The following is a 19409-nucleotide window of genomic DNA, read 5'->3' on the forward strand; positions in this document are numbered from 1 at the left end:
TGGGCCAAGACTCAGTGTCCGTGCGCCGCGACGTGCTTGGCCGCTTCGATCAGGCAGTGGGTCAGTTCCGGCGACGAGAACTTGGTCAGCACCGCATTTGCGCCGGCCAGTCGGGCCTTTTCGCTGTTCATCGCGCTGTCGAGCGAGGTGTGCAGCAGCACGTAGAGGTGGGCGAAGTCCGGGGTTTCGCGCAGGGTGCGGGTGAAGGCGTAGCCGTCCATTTCGGACATTTCGATGTCGGAAACGATGAGGTTGATCTGCTGCGCGGTGCCTTGCAGGTCGAGCAGGCAGTCAATGGCTTCCTTGGCGCTGCGCGCGGTGTGGCATTGCAGGCCGAGGTTGCGCAAGGTGTGCACCGATTGCTGCAGCGCCACCTGGCTGTCGTCGACCACCAGAATCCGCGCGTTGCCGAGGACGTCGGCGTCTTCCATGGTCAGGTCGGTCGGGGCCATTTCGATCTGGGCCGGGGCGATGCTGTGGATAACTTTCTCGATGTCGAGCACTTGTACCAGCGTCCCGTCTACAGAAGTCACGCCGGTGATGTAAGCGCGCGAACCGCCAGAGCCGAACGGCGGCGGCTTGATGTCGGTGGTCAGGCAGTGGACGATTTTGCTCACGGCCTGTACGTGCAGACCCTGCTTGGAGCGGCTGACGTCGGTGACGATCAGGCAGCCGCCATTCGGGTCTTCCAGCGGACGCTCGCCAATGGCGCGGCTGAGGTCGATCACCGACAGCGAGGCACCGCGCAAAGTGGCGATACCTTTGACGTGCGGGTGCGACTCCGGCAGTTTGGTCAGCGGCGGGCAGGGGATGATTTCACTGACTTTCAGCAGGTTGATCGCCATCAACTTGCCGCTGCGCAAGGTAAACAGCAGAAGCGAAAGTGAATCTGCGCGGGCTTTGGTGGAAGACATATGAACCTTCTGTGGAAAGGTGGCGGGCGAGGGTGAAAATCGCCAGAAACTATTGATGCCGGGTTATCGGCGTCAAAAGGTTGGGCTTTAGGTTAGTTGTCGGGTTGCGTTGCGATCAAAAGCCCCTCATCGGAACGCCGCCGCCCAGCCCTCTCCCTCCGGGAGTGGGCTAGGGTGAGGGTGTGCTTTTAGCTCTTCATGCCCAGTCGTTTGGCCATGCGGCCCAGATTCGCCCGATCCAGCCCCAACTCCCGCGCCGCACTCGCCCAGTTATCCTGATTGCGCTCCAGCGCCGCACTGATCAAACGCCGCTGATACTGCTCGGTGGCACTGCGCAGATCCCCGCTGACCAGCAGCATCTCAGCCACCACACCCGCAACCGGCTTATCCACAACCTCGCGTGGCAAATCCAGATCCGCCGCGCTCAGGCTGAGAATTTTCGGACGCACCTTGCAGTTGCCCAAGGCCTTCAGCGCACTGCGCCCGATCAAGTGTTCCAGTTCGCGCACGTTGCCCGGCCACGTGTAGGCGAGCAAGGCTTCCTGGGCGTCGCTGCTCAGGCGCAGGCTGTTGAGGCCCATGCGCGAGCGGTTCTGTTCGAGGAAGAAACCGCTGAGCAACAACACATCCCGACCCCGGTCTCGCAGGGCCGGGACGCGCAGCGGGTAGACACTGAGGCGATGGTAGAAGTCGGCGCGGTAGCGCCCACTGCGCACTTCTTCGGCCAGGTCGCGGTTGGTCGCGGCGATCAGGCGTACATCGACCTGATGCTCTTTGTCTGAGCCCAAACGCTGTAATTGGCCGCTCTGCAAAACCCGCAGCAACTTCGCCTGCACGGTCAGCGACAATTCGCCGACTTCATCGAGAAACAGCGTACCGCCATTGGCCAGTTCGAATTTGCCGCGCCGGTCGCTGCTGGCACCGGTGAAGGCTCCGCGCACGTGGCCGAACAGTTCGCTTTCAACCAGTGTGTCGGGCAGGGCGGCGCAGTTGAGGCTGATGATCGGCTGGTCGGCACGCGCTGACGCGGCGTGGATGGCCTGGGCGACCAGTTCCTTGCCAACCCCGGTTTCGCCAGTGATCAACACGGTCAGATCGCTGCCGCCGACCAGATTGATTTCCTCGACCAGTTTTTTCAGCGCCTTGCTCTGGCCGATCATTTCGCGGTTCTGCTGACCGCTGGCCTGACGGTAGACCTCGGCGCGCTGGTGCTCGTCTTCGGCGCGATTCGCCAAACGCTGGATGCGTTCGGCTGCGTTGACCGTGGCCGAGGCGAGGCTGGCGAAGGCTTGCAGGGCGTCGAGTTCGATGGGCTCGAAGCGCTCGGGGTCGAGGGCGTCGAGGGTGATCAGGCCCCAGAGTTTTTCATCGACAAACAACGGGCAGCCGAGGCAATCGTGGACTTCGAGGTGTTCGTCGAGGCCGGCGACCAGGCCGTCGTAAGGATCGGGCAAGTCGCTGTCGGCGGCGAACCGCGTTGGTCCGTCACCCCTCAGGAGAATTTCAAAGCGCGGGTGCTCGCTGACCTTGAAGCGGCGGCCCAGGGTGTCAGTGCTCAAACCGTCCACGGCCAGTGGCACCAATGACTCCCCATCCAGACGCAACAATGCCGCCGCGTCGCAGGGCAACAGGGCGCGCATGGCTTCGAGCAGCCTTCGATAACGCTCGCCTTCGGGCAGTTCGCGGGACAGATCAGCGACGAGCGGCAATAGGGCGGTGAGCAGGGATTTGGCGGTCATGGTTATGTAGTCAAAGGGACAAGATGTAGTCGAAGTGACTATATAGCAGTTCGAGTCATTATGACTGCTGTATTTTCAAGTCATTGATTTATATGGATAAATAAGTTGGCACGAATACTGATAATCCATCAGTAACTTTTCCAGTAAGTCCAGGAGTCACCTTATGCTTAGCGTCCAGGATCGTGCCATCGTCAAATCCACCGTGCCTCTGCTGGAAAGCGGCGGTGAAGCGCTGATCACCCACTTCTACCGCATGATGCTCTCCGAATACCCACAAGTCCGCCCACTGTTCAATCAGGCGCACCAGGCCAGTGGCGATCAGCCGCGCGCCCTGGCCAACGGCGTGTTGATGTATGCGCGGCACATTGACCAGCTCGACCAGTTGGGCGATCTGGTGGCGAAGATCATCAACAAGCACGTCGCTCTGCAGATCCTTCCGGAACACTACCCGATTGTCGGAACGTGCCTGCTGCGCGCCATCTGCGAAGTGCTCGGCGAAGAGATCGCCACACCTGAAGTGATGAGCGCGTGGGGCGCGGCCTACGGCCAACTGGCGGACATTCTGATTGGCGCTGAAACCGCGATCTATGACCAGAAAGAACACGCCGTCGGCGGCTGGCGCGGGGCGCGTGAGTTCATCGTCGCGGCCAAGGTGCAGGAGAGCGCGGAAATCATTTCGTTCCACTTCGAACCGGCGGACAAAGGCCCGATTCTCGCCGCTGAACCCGGTCAGTACATCGGCATGAAGCTGATCCTCGATGGCGAAGAGATCCGCCGCAATTACTCGTTGTCGGCACTGGCGAACAACGGTCAGTACCGCATCAGTGTCAAGCGCGAACCGGGTGGCCGGGCGTCCAATCACTTGCACGACCAACTGCAGGTCGGCGACAGCATTCAGTTGTTCCCGCCATCGGGTGAGTTCACCCTGACGGCGAGTGACAAACCGTTGGTGCTGATCAGCGGCGGCGTCGGTATCACGCCAACACTGGCGATGCTCGAGGCGGCGCTGGAAACCGAGCGTGCGGTGCATTTCATTCACTGCGCGCGCAATGGCAGCGTGCATGCGTTTCGCGATTGGGTCGATGGCCTGGCGGCGCGTCATCCGCAACTCAAGCGTTTCTATTGCTATGCCGAAGACGATGGCGTGAGCCCGGCGGCGGACAAGGTGGGCCTGTTGAGCCTGGAACAATTGGGCGAGTGGCTGCCGGAGCAGCGGGATGTCGACGCGTATTTCCTTGGGCCAAAAGGTTTCATGGGCGCGATCAAGCGTCATCTGAAAGCGCTGGATGTGCCGGAGCAGCAAAGCCGTTACGAGTTCTTCGGGCCGGCTGCGGCTTTGGAATGATCTGAAACAGAGTTGCCCCCTTCGCGAGCAAGCCCGCTCCCACACCTGGAATGCATTTCAAACTGTGGGAGCGGGCTTGCTCGCGAAGGCCGTTATGCGGTGTGTATTTGTGAAACATGATCCAGGGTTAATGGTTCCTTAACTGCTTTATCGTTTATTGCCCCGGTGTAGACTTGCGACAACTTTCAGCCGTCGGCCGGCTGAACCATGGACTTAAAAGGGAAACGCGATGAGCGAGGAAACGATTCGGTTGGGCCGTGAGCGCCGCTTTCTGGTGCTGTTGGGGATCATCTGTCTGGCGCTGATCGGTGGCGCGCTGTACATGCAGATCGTGCTCGGTGAAGCGCCGTGCCCACTGTGCATTCTGCAGCGCTATGCGCTGCTGCTGATTGCGCTGTTCGCGTTCATTGGCGCGGCCATGCGCACCCGTCGCAGCATCACGGTGTTTGAAGCGCTGGTGGTGATTTGCGCGATTGCCGGTGCGGGCGTGGCAGGGCATCACGTGTACACGCAGTTTTATCCGGCAGTGAGCTGCGGCATCGATGTGCTGCAACCGATTGTCGATGACCTGCCGCTGGCGAAGATCTTCCCGCTGGGCTTCCAGGTCGACGGTTTCTGCTCGACGCCGTACCCGCCGATCCTCGGTCTGTCGCTGGCGCAATGGGCGCTTGTGGCGTTCGTGCTGGTGGTGATTCTGGTGCCACTGCTGACCTCGCGTAACCGAAAAGCGCTGCGCTGAGTCAACTTTGCCGCTGCAGTGCCGATACAACGAAACGCCCCGATTTTCCCAGAAGAAAATCGGGGCGTTTCGCTTTCCAGAGACTTTGTGAAAACGTCGTGACGAACGGCAATGAAGGGTGCGGCGAGTGTGCGACATGTTGTCACACGCGCCATGTCGCAGGGGGCCGCGAAGGGCCCGATTGGTCTCTTGTTACATAAAAACATTGGTCTGTTTCGGTGTTTTTCGCTTTATGCACAAGAGTGCCAGATCAGGCAGTTTTAACACGCTTTGGCAAATGGCCAGAACCCTTGGAGTATCGGGCTTTGCGCGGATCGGCTATGCAGAAAAAGCCTTCAGAGCTGTCTGAACTGACGCGGGTACACCTACAATTTTTGGTGTTTTTGTTGAGAATCGATTTCGATAACATGCGGCACTTTTGCAAAAATGGCGATGGATTGTTGCTCGAACGGATAAAAATTATTTCGGGATAAGACATGGTGTATAGGGCGCTACCTATCTACAATCGCCCGCACTGAATTCCCGGCACTGTTCAGCCTTTATCAAGGAACTGATCAGAAAGTCGGGTGTCGAGCAGGCCGTGAGGCTTGCGAGACACCCAGGTGTCGGTGCCTTCCAACTTTCCGCACCAAATGGAATTGGTCTGTAACAAGGCCTTTGACCACGAATTCGAATAAGAACTGACCGCTGTCCCAGGTTTTGTCGAGCGTCTGACGCGCGACGGGCGGCCCTTATTCAATCCAAAGAAAATGCCAACCCTTGGCAGGGTGAAGTGTTGGCGATCAAAACCCAACTGCATTGCGCAAGCTGCTTTAGAGGTCGTGAGATGAGTAAAAACAGGTACCCCAGATTACTAGGCCTAGTGCCGCTGCTCGGCACGTTGTTGCTGGGAGGCTGCAACATGACCTTGCTCAATCCAACGGGCCAGGTCGGCCTGGAACAGCGCAACCTGATCATCACCGCTACGCTGCTGATGCTGTTGGTCGTTGTGCCGGTTATCGTCATGACCTTCCTGTTCGCCTGGAAGTACCGCGCGTCGAACAAGAACGCCGTCTACACCCCGAAATGGTCTCACTCGACCAAAATCGAAGTGGCAGTCTGGACCATCCCGGTCCTGATCATCATTGCCCTGGGTTACATCACCTACATTTCGACCCACGAACTGGACCCGTATCGTCCAATTCAATCCGACGTCAAGCCTGTGACCATCGAAGTGGTCGCGCTGGACTGGAAGTGGCTGTTCATCTACCCGGAACAAGGCATCGCCACGGTCAACAAGATCGTGTTCCCGGCGCACACGCCAATCAACTTCAAGATCACCTCTGACGCTGTGATGAACTCGTTCTTCATCCCGGGTCTGGGCGGCCAGATCTACGCGATGGCGGGCATGCAGACCAAGCTGCACCTGATCGCTGACCGCAACGCTGAAATGGACGGTATCTCCGCCAACTACAGCGGCGCGGGTTTCACCGGCATGAAGTTCAAAGCTATCTCCACCACTCAGGAAGATTTCGACGCCTGGGTAAGTGAAGTCAAGAAGTCACCTAAACAGCTTGATCAAGCTGAGTACGCGGCCCTTGCCAAACCGAGCCAGAACAACCCAGTCGAGCTCTACTCGTCGGTCACGCCGAACCAGTTCCAGATCATCGTCGACAAGTACGAAGGTATGAAGCCGGGCAAGCCGCTGAAGCACGAGAAGAAAGAGAAAGAAGTGGCGGCCACGGATATTGACGCGGGTTCGCATTCAGCTGCCGGGGCAGAGGAGTAAACGATGTTTGGTAAATTAAGTTGGGAAGCAGTCCCATTCCACGAGCCGATCGTGATGGTGACCATCGCCATGATCGCCCTCGGTGGTCTGGCGCTGTTCGCTGCAATCACCTACTTCAAGAAGTGGACTTACTTGTGGACCGAGTGGCTGACTTCGGTCGACCACAAGAAAATCGGCGTGATGTACATCATCGTTGCCATGGTCATGCTGCTGCGCGGTTTTGCCGACGCCATCATGATGCGTACCCAGTTGGCCATGGCCACCGAGGGTTCGCCTGGCTACCTGCCACCTGAACACTATGACCAGATCTTCACCGCTCACGGTGTGATCATGATCATCTTCATGGCGATGCCATTCTTCACCGGCCTGATGAACCTTGCAGTGCCGCTGCAGATCGGCGCGCGTGACGTTGCGTTCCCGTTCCTGAACTCCCTGAGTTTCTGGCTGCTGGTTTCCGGCGTCGTGCTGATCAACCTGTCCCTGGGCGTCGGCGAATTCGCCAAGACCGGTTGGGTTGCCTATCCACCGCTGTCGGGTCTGCAATACAGCCCTGGCGTGGGGATGGACTACTACATCTGGGCGCTACAGCTATCCGGGTTAGGTACGACGCTAACGGGGGTCAACTTCCTCGCGACCGTACTGAAAATGCGTACCCCTGGCATGAAACTGATGGACATGCCGATCTTCACCTGGACCTGCACCTGGGCAAACGTTCTGATCGTGGCTTCGTTCCCGATCCTGACCGCTACCCTGGCACTGCTGACCCTTGACCGTTACATGGATTTCCACATTTTCACCAATGAACTTGGTGGCAATCCAATGATGTACGTCAACCTGTTCTGGGCGTGGGGCCACCCTGAGGTTTACATCCTGATCCTGCCGGCATTCGGCATCTTCTCGGAAGTGATCTCGGCGTTCACCGGCAAGAAACTGTTCGGCCACCACTCGATGATCTACGCCTCGGGCGCGATCTCGGTACTGGGCTTCATGGTTTGGCTGCACCACTTCTTCACCATGGGTTCGGGTGCCAGCGTCAACGCCTTCTTCGGTCTGGCGACGATGCTGATTTCCATCCCGACGGGTGTGAAGCTGTTCAACTGGCTGTTCACCATCTACCAGGGCCGTCTGCGCTTCACCAGCCAGGTTATGTGGACTCTGGGCTTCATGGTGACCTTCGCCATCGGCGGCATGACCGGCGTACTGCTGGCCATCCCGGGTGCTGACTTCGTTCTGCACAACAGCCTGTTCGTGATCGCGCACTTCCACAACGTAATCATCGGCGGTGCGGTATTCGGTTACATCGCTGGTTTCGCGTTCTACTTCCCGAAAGCGTTCGGCTTCAAGTTGCACGAAGGCTGGGGTAAAGCAGCGTTCTGGTTCTGGATCTCGGGCTTCTTCGTCGCGTTCATGCCGCTCTATGCACTGGGCTTCATGGGCATGACCCGTCGTCTGAACGCCACCACCAACCCTGAGTGGGTACCGTACCTGTACGTTGCCATGTTCGGTGCGGTGATGATCGCTGTCGGTATCGCCTGCCAACTGATCCAGCTGTACGTCAGTGTGCGTGACCGCAACAAGCCAGAGAACGTTTGCGATCACGGTGACCCGTGGAATGCACACACTCTGGAATGGTCGACCTCGTCGCCACCTCCGTTCTACAACTTTGCCGTGCTGCCTAAGGCTGACTGCATCGACCCGTTCACCGAAGCCAAGGAAAACGGTACTGCGTACCAGCGTCCGGCCAAGTACGAGCCGATCCACATGCCGAACAACACCGCCACTGGCGTGGTGATGGGCGCACTGTTGACCGTCTTCGGTTTCGCCATGATCTGGCACATCTGGTGGCTGGCAATCGCGAGCCTGGTAGGCACCGTTGTCTACTTCGTGATCCACGCTGCACGTGACGACCAGGGCTATATGGTTCCGGTTGAAACAATCGAGCGTATCGAAGCCGAGCAGCACAAGCGTCTGGTCGCGGCAGGGAAAATCCCGGCCAATGCCACCCGTGTTGAAACCTCGTTGGAACAGGCTTAAACCATGTCGAATTTAGTGACCAATGTTGGACACGCCCATGGTGACCATGGGCACGATGACCATCACCACGACTCGGGCGAGATGACCGTATACGGTTTCTGGCTCTACCTGATGACCGACTGCATTCTGTTTGCGTCGATCTTCGCGGTGTACGCAGTACTGGTAAACAACGTTGCCGGTGGCCCGTCGGGCCACGAGATCTTCGAACTGCCATACGTGCTGGGCGAAACCGCTCTGCTGTTGTTCAGTTCGATCACCTACGGCTTCGCCATGCTGGCGTTGTACAAAGGCAAGAAGCAGCAGGTTCTGGGCTGGTTGTTCATGACCTTCCTGCTCGGCGCAGGCTTCATCGCCATGGAGATCAACGAGTTCCACCTGCTGATCTCCGAGGGCTTCGGTCCTAGCCGTTCGGGCTTCCTGTCCGCGTTCTTCACCCTGGTCGGTACCCACGGTCTGCACGTGTCGGCGGGTCTGATCTGGATGGGCATCATGATGTACCAGGTCAACAAGCACGGCCTGACGGCGACCAACAAGACCCGTCTGAGCTGCCTGAGCCTGTTCTGGCACTTCCTGGACGTGGTGTGGATCTGCGTATTCACCGTTGTTTACCTGATGGGGACTCTGTAATGGCTAATGCACACTCCCATGACAGCCATGATGCTGGCCACGGCAGCGTAAAGTCGTATGCCATTGGCTTCATCCTGTCGGTGATCCTGACCGTCATCCCTTTCGGTCTGGTGATGTACCCGAGCCTGCCGAAAGCCACCACGCTGGCAATCGTTCTGTTGTTCGCAGTGATCCAGGTGATCGTTCACCTGTATTACTTCCTGCACCTGGACCGTTCCATTGCTCAGCGTAACAACGTGATTGCATTCGTCTTCACGGCGATCGTGATCGTGCTGCTGGTTGGTCTGTCGCTGTGGATCATGTTCAGCATCCACACGTACATGATGGCGAAGTGAGGTAGACCCGATGTCGCTCAAGCACTTTATCCAAATCACCAAACCGGGGATCATTTTCGGTAACGTGCTTTCTGTGGCAGGCGGGTTCTTCCTGGCCTCGAAAGGGCATGTGGATCTGGCGGTGTTTTTGGCCGCCATGATCGGTACATCCCTGGTTGTTGCCTCCGGTTGCGTGTTCAACAACTGCATCGACCGCGACATCGACCTGAAGATGGAACGCACCAAGAACCGGGTGCTGGTGCAGGGCTTGATCTCCCTGAAACTGGCCCTGGTCTACGCGACCATCCTTGGTGTTCTCGGCGTTGCGTTGTTGTACAAGGTGGCCAACCCGTTGGCCGCTTTGTTCGCGATCATCGGCTTCATCATCTACGTCGGCTTCTACAGCCTGTACCTCAAGCGCAAGTCGGTTCACGGCACGCTGGTGGGCAGTCTGTCGGGCGCCATGCCGCCAGTGATCGGTTACGTTGCCGTCACCAACAGCTTCGACATGGCCGCGCTGACGTTGCTGGTGATGTTCAGCCTGTGGCAGATGCCGCATTCCTACGCCATCGCGATCTTCCGCTTCAACGATTACCTGGCTGCATCGATTCCGGTGCTGCCAGTGAAGCGCGGGATTCAAGTGGCCAAGAAGCACATCCTGCTCTACATCCTGGCGTTCCTCGTAGCGACCTTGATGCTGACCTTCAGCGGTTACGCCGGCATGAGCTACCTCGCCGTTGCCGCCGCCATGGGCATGTACTGGTTGTACATGGCCTGGACCGGCTACAAAGCAGTGGATGACACGGTCTGGGCACGCAAGCTGTTCGTGTTCTCGATCTTCACCATCACTGCGTTGAGCGTCATGATGTCCCTGGACTTCAAGGTGCCGGCAGAGCTGCTGCTGACTTACGCGCCGTAAGGCTGAAAGGCTTCAGGAAAAACCCCGCACATTGAGAGATGTGCGGGGTTTTTTGTTGGGTGGATCATGCGGGTGTGATGTGCCGCCATTCGCGAGCAGGCTCGCTCCCACAGGGGATATGTGATCGCCGCAGATAAAATGTGGGAACGAGCCTGGTTGCAGACTTTCGGTAAACCCCCTAGATTTGGATCCAGCCATGACAGTGATAGCGGCATGCCACTGACTGCTGCCTGGCTGTCTTGACCTGCGGTTCTTCATGCACTGATCAAAAGGCTGGGCGAAATGACAGAGAGGATGACCTGCGACGAGCGTTTCATTGCCCTGGCACAGGAACTGAATTACGACATCTATGGTGAGAACACCGCCGGTGGTAATTACGCGCCGCTGATCCGTCATCACGATGAGCTGTACATCAGTGGCATGGTGCCGCGCACCCACGGAAAAATTCAGTATCCCGGACGCGTCGGACTGGAGTTGACCCTCAAGGATGCGCAGGCGGCCGCCAGCATCAGTGCGATGCGCTGCCTGGCATTGATCGTCGATGCGGTCGGTTCGCTGGACAAGATCAAGGCGCTGTTGCGGGTCACGGTGTATGTGAAATCCACCCCTGATTTCGTCGACCTCAGCGAAGTCGCCAATGGTGCCTCGGATGTCTTCAGTCATGTGCTCGGCGATGCCGGCCGGCACACGCGCACCACGGTCGGTGTGTATCAGTTGCCGAAGAACGCGGCGATTGAAGTAGACATGATTGTCGCGTTGCATCCGTCGGCTTGAGGGTGGTTTAGCGGTTTGCCCTCACCCTAACCCTCCCAAATCGGCTTCCTCTCCCTCGGGAAAGGGCTGGGCGGGTTCCGATGAGGGGCCTCGGTTCAGGCCATCTCACCCATCCCAAGCCGAGCAACAAAAAGCCCCGCCTGAATCCCAGTGCGGGGCTTTTTCATACAGCGGCTGCGCTATTACTGCGCGGCGATGCTGTAACCATCGAACGCAGTCTGCTGTTGCAGCGCGGTGATGATGTTCTTGCGGTTCACTGCCTGTTCGGTACCCGCGTTGTCGACGAAGACGTCGCTTTCCAGCTCCGCCTCTTCACCTTCACCAACGAAGTTGAAGCCGAGGAACTCGAGCGCTTCACGGTCAACGTTCAGGCGCGAGCGCGGCGTGCGCAGCGGCAGGCTCACGCTGATGCCGTCCTTGCTGATAGTGAAGATTTCGAGTTCTTTTTTCTTCGCAGCCTTGCTCTTGCCGCCGCTTGGGTTGCTGATCGCCTGATGAGTCTGGTTCAGCACTTTCAGTGCGAGGCCGTAAACGATTTCCTGGAACGCCGGATCGTCCTTGAAGCTGGACAGGATGCGGCCAATCGAGAACTTGCTGCTCAGGTCTTCGAGGGCGGCGAGGTCGGCGGCTTCGGCGTCTTTCAGGGCCTTGAGCTGGCCCATCAGTTCGTAGGCCTTGTCGTCATCGAAGCTGTCGTGAGCCTGACGGATCGCGGCGCGCAGCTCGCGGATCTGGTCGCTTTCGCGGGTCGACTGGAACGCGTCCAGGACCATCTCGCTGATGATTTTGGCTTGTGGCAGGTGTTGTGAAAGATTGATGGAGTTTTCGTATTCCGCTTTGGACGATTCGGTGACTACGGATTCAGCGGTGTTGAAATCGGACATTGAAATTTCACTACTTTTTAACTTGAGTGGAGATGAGAAAGCCGCGGGCTTTTTCAGGCCGACTAATTTAGGGGAGCGGGCCGGCGTTGTCACGGAGCAACGGTCTGCCGGTCGAGTTTTTTGGCGTTCTCGCTATGGCTGTCCTGGCGTCTGTATCGGTTTCCCCCACGTCTGCATTGCAAACTCCACGAACCGGCGCAGTTTGGGCAAGCGATAGCGATCCGGCGCGTACAGCAAGTGCAGGGGGCGGCTCGGCGGCTGGAAGTCGGGAACCACGGTCAGCAGTTTGCCGTCGCGCAGATCCTGTTCCACCAGGGCGTCAGGCAGCATCACGATGCCCATGCCCGTGCGTGCAGCCTGATGCAGGCCGGCGGAAGTATTCATCAGCATCGGCCCGCTGACGTCGACGAGGATTTCTCCGTCCGGGCCGCTCAGGCGCCAGCGTTTCTCCACCGACTGCCAGTCATCGCCGGCGGGATAGGCGAAGGACAGGCAGTCGTGTTGTTGCAGATCTTCAGGGGTTAGCGGCATGCCGCGTCGAGCGATGTATGCCGGAGAGGCGCACATGGTCAGTGTGTAATCGATCAACGGGCGGGCAATCAGGTTTGACTCCTCGAAGTGGCCCAGTCGAAACGCCACGTCCAGGCCACTTTCAAGCAGATCCGGGCGGGCGTTGGTCAGCACTACGTCCATTTTCACCTGCGGGTGCTGCAGCGAGAACTCGCTGAGCGCCGGGGCCAGACGTTCCACACCGAAGGTCAGCGGCGCGGTGATGCGCAGCAGGCCGCGCGGCTCATCGAGCGCTTGCTCGGCCAGACGTTCAGAGTCGGCCACCAGTCCCAATACATCCAGACAACGCTGGTAATACACGCTGCCGAATTCGGTCAGCCGCTGACGCCGAGTGGTGCGTTGCAGCAGTTGCACCCCCAAACGCTGCTCCAGCGCACGCAGATGATTACCCACCATGGTGGTCGACATGTCGCACTGCAACGCGGCGGCCGTCATGCTTCCGCCCTCGACGACTTTGACGTACACGCTCATCGACTGGAACAGGTCCATTATCAAGCTCTGCTTTTAAATGAATGAAGTTTTGCCGAGTTTATCCAGTTTCGCTGGCTAACCATACTGCCAGCACACCGACCTTCACTGGAGTTTGAAGTCATGACCGCCGCCCTGATGAACACCTACCAACCGCTGGCCCTGAGTTTCACCAAGGGCCTGGGCACGCGCCTGTGGGATCAGGCCGGACGCGAGTATCTGGATGCGGTTGCCGGTGTCGCGGTGACCAACGTCGGCCACTCGCACCCGCGCATCGTTTCGGCGATCAGCGAGCAGGCGGGGTTGCTGCTGCACACGTCCAATCTGTACAGCATCGATTGGCAACACCAGTTGGCAAAACGACTGACTGAACTGTCGGGCATGGCGCGAGCGTTCTTCAATAACTCGGGGGCCGAAGCCAATGAAACAGCGCTGAAGCTCGCGCGTTTGTACGGCTGGCGCAAAGGTGTCGAGCAGCCGCTGGTGGTGGTGATGGCCAACGCGTTTCATGGCCGTACACTCGGCACGCTGTCGGCCAGCGATGGCCCGGCGGTGCGTTTGGGTTTTAACGAGTTGCCGGGGGATTTCGTCAAGGTTCCCTTCGGCGATCTCGCTGCACTGGAGCAGTTACAGCAAAAGCACGGCGAGCGCATCGTGGCGATTCTGGTCGAGCCGATTCAGGGCGAAAGCGGCGTGCAGCTCGCGCCGCCGGGTTACCTGAAAGCGTTACGCGAGCTGTGCAATCGCCATGCGTGGCTACTGATGCTTGATGAAATCCAGACCGGCATCGGCCGAACCGGGCGCTGGTTCGCCTTTCAGCACGAAGGCATCGTTCCGGACGTCATGACCCTGGCAAAAGGACTTGGCAACGGTGTGCCCATCGGTGCCTGTCTGGCGCGGGGCAGGGCGGCGGATCTGTTCACCCCGGGCAGCCATGGCAGTACGTTCGGCGGCAACCCGTTGGCGTGCCGGGTCGGCTGCACGGTGCTGGATATCATCGAAGAACAGGGCCTGCTGGAAAACGCCCGGGTTCAGGGTGAGCGTCTTTTGACGCGCTTGCGCGCAGAGCTGGCGGACAATCCCAATGTCCTGGCGATTCGTGGGCAGGGCTTGATGATCGGGATCGAGCTGAAACAACCAGTACGGGATCTGACGCTGATTGCCGCGCGGGATCATGGGTTGTTGATCAACGTCACGCGGGGCAAGACGATACGGCTGCTGCCTCCGTTGACGATTGATGAGCGGGAGGTGGAGATGATTGTCAGAGGTGTGGGACATACCATCAGTAGTGATATTTGCAGCTAATAACGCAAATCTCACCACCTTCAATGCTGTAGACCAAACGATGCTCACCCGATACTCGTCTGGACCAGAAGCCGCTCATGTTGTGTTTGAGCGGCTCAGGTTTGCCGATACCTTCAAACGGTTCGCGCTGGATTGCTTTGATCAACAGATTGATACGTTTGAGTCCGGCCTTATCGTTCTGTTGAAGCCACAAATAGTCTTCCCAGCCTGATGGCGTGAACTCGATTTTCATTCTTCGATCAATTGCCTGACTTTGGCTTTGCCAGCACGCATTTCGCCAATCGATTTGATCAACCGCTCGGCATTGGCCGGAGAGCGCAGCAGGTAGGCGGTTTCTTCGAGTGCGTTGTACTCAGCCAGAGACATCATCACGACGGGCTCACCTTTTTGACGTGTGACCAGAAGGGGGGCTCGATCCTCGTTAACGCGATCCATCGTCTCGGCCAAATGCGCACGGGCGGTGGTGTAGTTGATGGTTTGCATGAAGTAGTCCTCGCTAGTAGCAAAGAACGTACAGAAATGAGTACATGATCACAAGGTGATACCTATCAGTGGTTGTTTCGCAGAAGAGTTGCTGCGAGCACGTTCAGTATCACTTAAGAACCTTGGAGACGTTTCTGAGAAGGCTGTAATCCTTGTCCAATGTCTCGGGCAGTGAGAAACAGCCGCATTGTCGGCATCCGGCATTGACGGTGTAGGAAAAAACTATGGCTAGTCCGGATAATCCGCCAGATCCGGCGCCAGCATCCGCGTCTTCGCCGCGCCATTGGAGTTGTGCTGAATGATCTCGCGCGGCTGCCCCTGTTCATTGAAAAACACCTGACCGATCCCCGCTGAATTCCACAACCGTTCACCTGCTTCGGCATGTTCAGGGGTATACGGCACGATGCGCATGCGTCTGCGTTTGGTGAACCAGTTCAGCGGTGAGCGTGGCGAATAGAGCCAGCGGTTGAGGCGGTCGAACCATTCCAGCAGGGTTTTCGGAAACTCGTTCTTGATCCCGCTGCTGGTGATCTGCCAGATCCGCGGCCCGGCCTTGCGGTGACGGATGAGCACTTCGTAGACGAAGGAATAATGCACATCGCCGGACAGCACCACGTAGTTACCCGGTGTGCGCGAGTGGCGGAAAATATTCAGGATCACCTGTGCCGCACCGCGATGGGCCATCCAGTTTTCTGCATCGACCAGCAACGGATAACCGCACCAACTGAAGACCTTCTGCACGGTTTCAATCAGCTTCACGCCGAAGATCGGCGCCGGTGACACGATGATCGTTGACGGGTGATCGAGCAGTTCCTGTTGCAGTTCGCTCAGCGCCTCCCAATCGAGCAGGCCCGACGGTTGCTTGAGCGCCATTTCGCTGCGCCAGCGCCGGGTGCGGGTGTCGATGACCACCAGCGCCGGACTGCTCGGCAGCACGAAATGCCAGTGCTGAAAGCGCAGCAGGTCATCGATCAGAGCATCCTGCACCGGGCTGTCCAAATACCGGTCATCACCGCTGGCGCTCAACTGCGCAGTTTTTTCCAACACGTGCTTGAAGGCATCGGGATTATTCCCCCAGCCCTGACACAACATGTAGGCGATCAACGCGTTGCCGATGATGCGCTTGGAGAACGGATGGCCGTAGGCGGTTTCCTCCCATTGCGCGGAGAGGTTCCAGTCATCGGTGATGTCGTGATCGTCGAAAATCATCAGGCTCGGCAGATGCGCGAGCGCGCGGGCCACATTGCCCAATCCGGCCTTGAAGGCGTCGATGCGAGTCTGTTCGAGGGTGTAGCGCTTGAGGCGTTCAGGCGTTAGTGCAGGCGCTTGCGGATCGATCAGCGACCAGGCCGTCGGCGACCACACCAACAGGTACATCGCCATGACTTCAGCGAACGTCACCAGGTGATTGTCAGCGCTGCTGCTGGTGAAAATCGGTTTGCGCGCGCCGCCGAAAAATCGCTCGCGCAATGTCTCGTTGCTTTCCAGTGCCGGTAACAAATCCGCGCGATGGTAGTAACTGGCCGGGTGCTCATAGAGCCTGGCGCTGTCGCTGACGACGGCGCCCTCAAGGTGTTCATCAAACAGGCCGAGGCGCTCGATCAAGGCATGGATTGCCCGCAGCATCGGCCCGGCGACGTCATCGGCGTAGACCTGATCGCCGCTCATCATCAGCAGGGCGGGGCGTTGCTGCGCTTCGGTTTCGGCGGCCAACAGTTGATCGACGCAGAGCAGACCGTCAGCCGCCGGATGATGTGGCTTGCGGCAGGAGCCGTGCAGTAACTGATCGATTCGCGAGCGCACGACGAGATTCGGGCAGGTGGCCGTTCCGTACACCAGATGGGGCGCCCAGTCAGTGATTCGCTGCTGGCCATCGAGCAGCAAGTCGTAGCCAACAACGGTATCGCAGGGCAGGGGGCTGTCGAGGGCAACGTCGATCAGATGGATGAACGCTTGGCTGCCTACAGGAATGACCGTGCATTTCCCGGCATCGAGAGGAATGTCTCCTACACCCTGCAAGCGCAGGGTCAGCGCCAGCTCCCGCGTACCGACCAGCCACAGTACCAGCCGCGTCGGTTCCAGCCGTCGCAGCAGCGGGCCGGCCAGGACGGGAGGCAGCGGGTTCAGGTCAGCAGGTATCGTGGACATTCGGGGGCAAAGCTCAAGGCGCACAGGCTGGCGATGATAGCGCAGCCGACGCCTTGAACCCTTAAACGAGGCTTAAGAGTCGGTCTTCTGCAGCTTCAGCGCCAGCAGTCGCCATTCGGCAGACGCGGGTTGCTCTTGCACCGAGCAGTCGAAGCGATAAGTGACGTCATCGCCGTTCATGTTGCGCGCGGTGATCTTGTTGCTCAGGGTGTAGACCTGATCCTTGAAGCGCTGGGTGACAATGGCAGAGCTGTCGGCAAAGCGCGCCGACGCCGGGAAGCGCAGCGTGCTGGTGACCAGCGGGCTGCACATGACATAGGCGAGCATCGATTTATCGCTGTCGGCGTTTTTCCCAAGCTTGTCGCGCAGCGCGTTAAACGCTTTGCGGCCTTGCGCGTCGCTCTGATCCAAAAGGGCTTGTTCCGACATCGATTTCGGTGCGCGGCTGGCGTAGTTCGGCAGCAGTGCGGAGTCCGGCGGCGAAGGTTGGTTGTCTGGTTTGATCGCGGCAAAGCCCGGCGCGTTTTCCAGCGTCGTGGACGTCGAGTCCGACTCGGCTTCCGGCAGCAGACTGGTAGTCACATCGCTCTGCGTGATCACCTCTTCGGCAGGCGCACGATCGTACTTATGCGCTGACGGGAACAACGACAGGAAGATCGACAGCACCACCATGCCGACAATAAAACCGCCCGCCGCGCCAACAACGTTGCCGTAGAACAGATTCCAGCTGCCACGGTTTTTCACCACCCAGCGCCACATGAAACCCCAAGCGACGATAAATGCCAGAAAACTCAGAAACTCCATTCGATCCTTTCCTTAAACCTGCAAAAGCGCTCAAGGCAGCAGGCTTCGAGCCCGCTGCAATAATGGGCAGCAAAATAACAAAATAGAAGCGTCGCGCTTATTGCTCATCGAGCCGATCAGCTACCGGTCAGTTCGAAGCGCAGATCCAGCAACTTCCAGTCGTCAAAACCTTCGTTCATGGTTGGCAAAGCCTGCAGGGTGCATTCGTAACGATAGGTCAGATAATTTTTCGCAGCGTCCTGGATCTTCATCAGACTTGTGCTGGTATAGATCTGCTCTTTGTAACGCTGAGTCGAGAGAGCCTTGTCGTCGGCAAACAAGGCCAGTTCCGGCTGACGCAGAACGCTGCGTAAAAACGGCTCGCACATCTGGAACGCGATCAGTCTTTTGTTGGCGTCCGGTCCGCCAATGAGCCCTTTTCGCAACTGCGCATGAGCCAGAGTCTGTTGCGCTGTCATCCCTTGAACCGTCGCCAGTTCAGAGCGGGTTGTCGGTATTTCATTGAGATAGTTTTCCACCAGGCCGGACTTGAGCGGTTCTGGCGTAATAGCAGGCGCAGCGGCGACGTACTCGGGCAATGCCTCCCCGGACGACGTGTTGGCAGAACTCGCAGGACCTGATTTTCCTTGCATGGTCAACTCCAGCAGACGCCATTGGTCATCCTTGATCCCGTTGCCGGAGACGAACTGCACGGCGCAGTCATAGCCGAGACTGACCATAGTGCCCTCCATGTTTTCGCCACTAATCCTGCTCGTGACCAGATAGGTCTGGGATTTGTAAGTGTCGAATCGAACGTCCTCAGTCTCGTCGAAGGAGGCTGAGTCCGGAATGCGCAGCGTGGATTTTGCCGCTGACCGACAGATCAACCCCGCCAGGCCTCCGTTGACCCCGTTGACCATGTCCGCGCTGGCTCGCCATTGCGCGTATTGGCTTCTCCACTGTGGATCGAGACTGGCGGAAAGCAGCGGTGTAGAAAGCCGTGGATAGCGCGGGCTGTCGGTCGGCAGCAACGGCGACGTCGGAGCGGATGCGCGACTGACAGGAGTGCGTGGGACAAAGGATCTGAGCTGGCTTTCGTTCGCGATTTGCGGCTGAGTGCCGCTGGATGTTGCGGAAGTGGATTTTTCGGGCAGTAGTCCGTTGACGATAACGTATACCACGGCTGCCACGATAAATCCGGCAATCAGGCCGGCGAAGTGGCCGAAGAATACCGGCCAGGTTCCACGATTCTTGACGACCCAGACCCACATCCCCGCCCAGACCAGCAAAAACATCACGATCAACGATGTTTGCATCCCATCCATCTCCTTTCTTTAATTCGTGTCAGCTCACTGAGTAGATCCGTCATTGCGGGCGGCAAGATAGCAAAACAATCACACCTTCCGTTCACAGGTTGGGGAAATAATTCACAGCCAGCACCAGCAGGGTTGCCAAGCAGCAAGTTCCACTCACCCCGTTGCTTCACCACCCAAAACCAGGTTCCTGCCATCACTAGCAAGCACAACAAAGCATCCATTGGTTTACTCCCGAGTGCGCGATAACAGAGGCGATTGACAGGCCTCCAGCGAGAGTGG

The 19409-nt window shown here is 58.3% G+C and carries 18 protein-coding genes; 9 read left to right on the forward strand and 9 right to left on the reverse strand.

Translation table 11 applies throughout. The annotated features are described in order from the left end of the window. Positions 1-11: 11 nt before the first annotated feature. Together AACY19_RS06195 and norR are read right to left on the reverse strand one after the other, a co-directional pair. Positions 12-914: a chemotaxis protein CheV gene (locus AACY19_RS06195; RefSeq protein ID WP_339448989.1), complete on the reverse strand. Its 903-nt coding sequence runs from the start codon at positions 912-914 to the stop codon at positions 12-14. Between the two features lie 188 nt (positions 915-1102). Next, entirely contained in the window at positions 1103-2653 is a 1551-nt protein-coding gene (gene norR, locus AACY19_RS06200; RefSeq protein WP_339448991.1) for a nitric oxide reductase transcriptional regulator NorR, read from the reverse strand. 163 nt (positions 2654-2816) lie between these two features. Between norR and hmpA the strand changes: the two genes are divergently transcribed. From hmpA to AACY19_RS06240, 8 genes are all read left to right on the forward strand, one after another. Continuing rightward, positions 2817-3998 (forward strand): NO-inducible flavohemoprotein, encoded by a 1182-nt coding sequence (gene hmpA, locus AACY19_RS06205; RefSeq protein WP_339448993.1) that lies wholly within the window; start codon positions 2817-2819, stop codon positions 3996-3998. Positions 3999-4227: 229 nt separating this feature from the next. After that, positions 4228-4737 (forward strand): disulfide bond formation protein B, encoded by a 510-nt coding sequence (locus tag AACY19_RS06210; protein ID WP_339448995.1) that lies wholly within the window; start codon positions 4228-4230, stop codon positions 4735-4737. Between the two features lie 826 nt (positions 4738-5563). Then, positions 5564-6505: a ubiquinol oxidase subunit II gene (gene cyoA, locus AACY19_RS06215; RefSeq protein ID WP_090286083.1), complete on the forward strand. Its 942-nt coding sequence runs from the start codon at positions 5564-5566 to the stop codon at positions 6503-6505. Between the two features lie 3 nt (positions 6506-6508). Then, the gene (cyoB, locus tag AACY19_RS06220; protein ID WP_041479948.1) at positions 6509-8539 is read left to right on the forward strand and encodes a cytochrome o ubiquinol oxidase subunit I; all 2031 of its coding nucleotides are present in this window, start codon (positions 6509-6511) and stop codon (positions 8537-8539) included. A 3-nt stretch (positions 8540-8542) separates the two neighbouring features. Then, the gene (gene cyoC / locus AACY19_RS06225; protein ID WP_339449001.1) at positions 8543-9166 is read left to right on the forward strand and encodes a cytochrome o ubiquinol oxidase subunit III; all 624 of its coding nucleotides are present in this window, start codon (positions 8543-8545) and stop codon (positions 9164-9166) included. After that, positions 9166-9501: a cytochrome o ubiquinol oxidase subunit IV gene (gene cyoD, locus AACY19_RS06230; protein ID WP_007916940.1), complete on the forward strand. Its 336-nt coding sequence runs from the start codon at positions 9166-9168 to the stop codon at positions 9499-9501. Before cyoC ends, cyoD begins: the two co-directional genes overlap by 1 nt. A 10-nt stretch (positions 9502-9511) precedes the next feature. Continuing rightward, complete coding sequence (cyoE, locus tag AACY19_RS06235; protein WP_339449005.1) at positions 9512-10399, forward strand: heme o synthase; 888 nt, start codon at positions 9512-9514, stop codon at positions 10397-10399. Between the two features lie 282 nt (positions 10400-10681). Beyond that, positions 10682-11173: a RidA family protein gene (locus tag AACY19_RS06240; protein WP_034156086.1), complete on the forward strand. Its 492-nt coding sequence runs from the start codon at positions 10682-10684 to the stop codon at positions 11171-11173. A 182-nt stretch (positions 11174-11355) separates the two neighbouring features. On the opposite strand, the gene AACY19_RS06245 is transcribed toward AACY19_RS06240, so the two are convergent. Together AACY19_RS06245 and AACY19_RS06250 are read right to left on the reverse strand one after the other, a co-directional pair. Further along, positions 11356-12057 carry a hypothetical protein gene (locus AACY19_RS06245; RefSeq protein ID WP_339449011.1) on the reverse strand — a complete coding sequence of 234 codons (702 nt, stop codon included), beginning with the start codon at positions 12055-12057 and terminating at the stop codon, positions 11356-11358. A gap of 132 nt (positions 12058-12189) precedes the next feature. Further along, positions 12190-13116 (reverse strand): LysR family transcriptional regulator, encoded by a 927-nt coding sequence (locus tag AACY19_RS06250; protein WP_339449013.1) that lies wholly within the window; start codon positions 13114-13116, stop codon positions 12190-12192. A 102-nt stretch (positions 13117-13218) separates the two neighbouring features. Here AACY19_RS06250 and AACY19_RS06255 point away from each other — a divergent pair, with 102 nt between their 5' ends. After that, on the forward strand, positions 13219-14400 hold the full coding sequence (locus tag AACY19_RS06255) for an aspartate aminotransferase family protein (protein ID WP_339449015.1): 1182 nt from the start codon (positions 13219-13221) through the stop codon (positions 14398-14400). Here the strand turns inward: AACY19_RS06255 and AACY19_RS06260 are convergent. From AACY19_RS06260 to AACY19_RS06280, 5 genes are all read right to left on the reverse strand, one after another. Then, positions 14378-14632: a Txe/YoeB family addiction module toxin gene (locus AACY19_RS06260; protein ID WP_339449017.1), complete on the reverse strand. Its 255-nt coding sequence runs from the start codon at positions 14630-14632 to the stop codon at positions 14378-14380. The genes AACY19_RS06255 and AACY19_RS06260 overlap by 23 nt on opposite strands. After that, positions 14629-14883, reverse strand: coding sequence for a type II toxin-antitoxin system prevent-host-death family antitoxin (locus AACY19_RS06265; protein WP_086791676.1), 255 nt, complete (start codon positions 14881-14883; stop codon positions 14629-14631). The genes AACY19_RS06260 and AACY19_RS06265 overlap by 4 nt, the downstream gene beginning before the upstream one ends. 228 nt (positions 14884-15111) lie before the next feature. Further along, positions 15112-17031 carry an alkaline phosphatase D family protein gene (locus tag AACY19_RS06270; protein WP_339449019.1) on the reverse strand — a complete coding sequence of 640 codons (1920 nt, stop codon included), beginning with the start codon at positions 17029-17031 and terminating at the stop codon, positions 15112-15114. Positions 17032-17103: 72 nt separating this feature from the next. After that, the gene (locus AACY19_RS06275; RefSeq protein WP_339449021.1) at positions 17104-17835 is read right to left on the reverse strand and encodes a hypothetical protein; all 732 of its coding nucleotides are present in this window, start codon (positions 17833-17835) and stop codon (positions 17104-17106) included. Positions 17836-17951: 116 nt separating this feature from the next. Next, positions 17952-19130, reverse strand: a complete 1179-nt coding sequence (locus AACY19_RS06280) for a hypothetical protein (protein WP_339449023.1) — start codon at positions 19128-19130, stop codon at positions 17952-17954. Between the last annotated feature and the right edge of the window lie 279 nt (positions 19131-19409).

The organism is Pseudomonas sp. EA_5y_Pfl2_R50, assembly GCF_963970475.1.
Lineage (GTDB): Bacteria > Pseudomonadota > Gammaproteobacteria > Pseudomonadales > Pseudomonadaceae > Aquipseudomonas.

Bases quoted from the DNA above. Each gene is read 5' to 3' on its own strand.
- AACY19_RS06240 (WP_034156086.1), top strand. From the start codon at position 10,682: ATGACAGAGAGGATGACCTGCGACGAGCGTTTCATTGCCCTGGCACAG.
- AACY19_RS06255 (WP_339449015.1), top strand. From the start codon at position 13,219: ATGACCGCCGCCCTGATGAACACCTACCAACCGCTGGCCCTGAGTTTC.
- AACY19_RS06245 (WP_339449011.1), bottom strand. From the start codon at position 12,057: ATGTCCGATTTCAACACCGCTGAATCCGTAGTCACCGAATCGTCCAAA.
- norR (WP_339448991.1), bottom strand. From the start codon at position 2,653: ATGACCGCCAAATCCCTGCTCACCGCCCTATTGCCGCTCGTCGCTGAT.
- AACY19_RS06260 (WP_339449017.1), bottom strand. From the start codon at position 14,632: ATGAAAATCGAGTTCACGCCATCAGGCTGGGAAGACTATTTGTGGCTT.
- cyoD (WP_007916940.1), top strand. From the start codon at position 9,166: ATGGCTAATGCACACTCCCATGACAGCCATGATGCTGGCCACGGCAGC.
- cyoB (WP_041479948.1), top strand. From the start codon at position 6,509: ATGTTTGGTAAATTAAGTTGGGAAGCAGTCCCATTCCACGAGCCGATC.
- AACY19_RS06275 (WP_339449021.1), bottom strand. From the start codon at position 17,835: ATGGAGTTTCTGAGTTTTCTGGCATTTATCGTCGCTTGGGGTTTCATG.
- cyoE (WP_339449005.1), top strand. From the start codon at position 9,512: ATGTCGCTCAAGCACTTTATCCAAATCACCAAACCGGGGATCATTTTC.
- cyoC (WP_339449001.1), top strand. From the start codon at position 8,543: ATGTCGAATTTAGTGACCAATGTTGGACACGCCCATGGTGACCATGGG.
- hmpA (WP_339448993.1), top strand. From the start codon at position 2,817: ATGCTTAGCGTCCAGGATCGTGCCATCGTCAAATCCACCGTGCCTCTG.
- AACY19_RS06280 (WP_339449023.1), bottom strand. From the start codon at position 19,130: ATGCAAACATCGTTGATCGTGATGTTTTTGCTGGTCTGGGCGGGGATG.
- AACY19_RS06270 (WP_339449019.1), bottom strand. From the start codon at position 17,031: ATGTCCACGATACCTGCTGACCTGAACCCGCTGCCTCCCGTCCTGGCC.
- cyoA (WP_090286083.1), top strand. From the start codon at position 5,564: ATGAGTAAAAACAGGTACCCCAGATTACTAGGCCTAGTGCCGCTGCTC.
- AACY19_RS06195 (WP_339448989.1), bottom strand. From the start codon at position 914: ATGTCTTCCACCAAAGCCCGCGCAGATTCACTTTCGCTTCTGCTGTTT.
- AACY19_RS06265 (WP_086791676.1), bottom strand. From the start codon at position 14,883: ATGCAAACCATCAACTACACCACCGCCCGTGCGCATTTGGCCGAGACG.
- AACY19_RS06250 (WP_339449013.1), bottom strand. From the start codon at position 13,116: ATGGACCTGTTCCAGTCGATGAGCGTGTACGTCAAAGTCGTCGAGGGC.
- AACY19_RS06210 (WP_339448995.1), top strand. From the start codon at position 4,228: ATGAGCGAGGAAACGATTCGGTTGGGCCGTGAGCGCCGCTTTCTGGTG.